A 1,853-nucleotide genomic window follows, 5' to 3' on the forward strand; every position below is an offset into this window, starting at 1 on the left:
GAAATAATCATTTCCTTGTATAACTCTTCCTTTTACTCTTTGTCCTCTACCAGAAGTATATCCAGTACAATTATCCTCTCCCGAAAACGCTTCTAATCTCGCATTATTGCTTATATCAATTACCTTCTCTTCAAATATGTGAACAGACACACTACGTATTGAACCACCTTTTTCAATTGATGAAAGCAAGGACAATTTCTTTTCATCACCACCATGAATAATATACAATGAATTTCTTTTATAGCAGTATAGATCTTTACCAATTTTCGTTAACCCACTTGAGTTTAAGGATTTAGCGTGGTCGAATTTCACTATTGGTATATTTAGCTCATAATTACCACTATCTAACAATACAAAAGAGTGGGCATTGTTAAGAATATACTCAGAATACCAGAAATCATCATTATGCTGCATTAACGATACAACATCAATACTATCCATACTTTGGATTTGATCAAACCATATATCCTGTTCTTCATTTGCTTGATCGTACACGCTTCGCAGTGAAGTAAATCCTTCAAACTAGCTCTCCCAAGTATCCAAGGTTGCATCGTCAGCATTTTTTAAAGATTCCTGAATTTCCTCAAAGGTAGCTTGGTCTTTAAATTCCAGGTAACCGTTGGTTACCCGCACGGTAAAGTCTTCGTCGGCTACGGTGGAGGTAGCTTCGGTTAAATCATCTTGCGAACAGGCGTAGAACAGGGCACTAAGGCCGAGGGCGCATACAGCCCAAAACGAGAATTTTGAAAAGTGTAACATAATTGAGTAATTATAGGTTGAACATAGCTTCAAGGTAAGGGGGGGGCAGACTTCCTAATAAAAGCTTGACTTTTCTATATTAAGTTTATGTTAAAATGGTAGTATGTATTTATAAAAATGTATTAGTGACGAATGATACACTGAGTAGATTTACTTACTAATTATTAAAAAATAAGACGCAAAAATTACTTTAATAGAATAATAATGCACTAAAAGGTACGCAGTATTATAATACTACTATTGAATTATTTGAACAGAAATCGAAGAAATACATACTATAATTCACTATACTATTGCATGTACTATCTCTGTTCGGTTGTTGTTCAATTGTAACCGGGTAGGCTAATGAAATGGTAGATTAGATACTAATCACCGTAGAACAACCAATGGCAAGCACTTCTTATGGTACTGTGGTTCACAAGAAGTTAACGAACCGGGGTTGGAAAACTATATACCATATTGCAAAAAAGGTTGGCTTTTTTTTACCGGATATTTTTAGTGCTGGTGTTAATCTTTGTTCTTGCTTTTAACGGTCAGTATAACACCACGCAACGCTCATTGCTATACCGAAAAAATGAGCAAAGCAATTGTAGTTTAATAAAACTTTAAAAAAGAAGTTTAATCAAACCACCTTCCAGTACTACTGCGACTTTCTAACTCCGCTTCCAACTCATCAGGAAGTTCAGGAAAAAAATCAATTCCGGTATAAGCTTCTACATTATCTATTGATTCTACAAAAGCTTGGGGTGGTTTTGAAGTATTTTCGTTGGGTAGTAAAAAGCCAATCGCTTTAATCTCTGGCTCTCGATAGTCTAGCAGCACCTTGTAGTAGTAATCGGGTACGCTTACTCCGTTTTCTCCAATCTTCTTAGGATCACTACCAAATACTGGTCCTGTCACTACGTATAGGCTACCATTGGCAAGTGCCCAACCCCGCACATCTTCCTCTAATTCTCGCCATACGTCACGGTTAAACTTACGGTTCTGCGGACTCATATTTGACATGAAAAAGCTTTCGCTCATCGCTTCTTCCGAAAAACCCATATCTCCCGCGGGGGCTAGGTGTCCCCGGTCGTAGCCGGAGCGTCGGTAGT

General features: G+C 37.6%; 3 protein-coding genes. All 3 read right to left on the reverse strand.

What is annotated here, in order from left to right; genetic code table 11:
- The coding region (locus WBA23_RS06685; protein WP_424581477.1) for a hypothetical protein at positions 1-495 on the reverse strand (495 nt) is incomplete at its 3' end.
- Between the two features lie 27 nt (positions 496-522).
- On the reverse strand, positions 523-759 hold the full coding sequence (locus WBA23_RS06690) for a hypothetical protein (RefSeq protein ID WP_424581478.1): 237 nt from the start codon (positions 757-759) through the stop codon (positions 523-525).
- A gap of 618 nt (positions 760-1,377) precedes the next feature.
- On the reverse strand, positions 1,378-1,853 hold a 476-nt coding region (locus WBA23_RS06695; RefSeq protein ID WP_424581479.1), incomplete at its 5' end, for a DNA/RNA non-specific endonuclease.

It is taken from the genome of Tunicatimonas sp. (assembly GCF_049647865.1).
Classification (GTDB): Bacteria; Bacteroidota; Bacteroidia; order Cytophagales; family Cyclobacteriaceae; genus Tunicatimonas.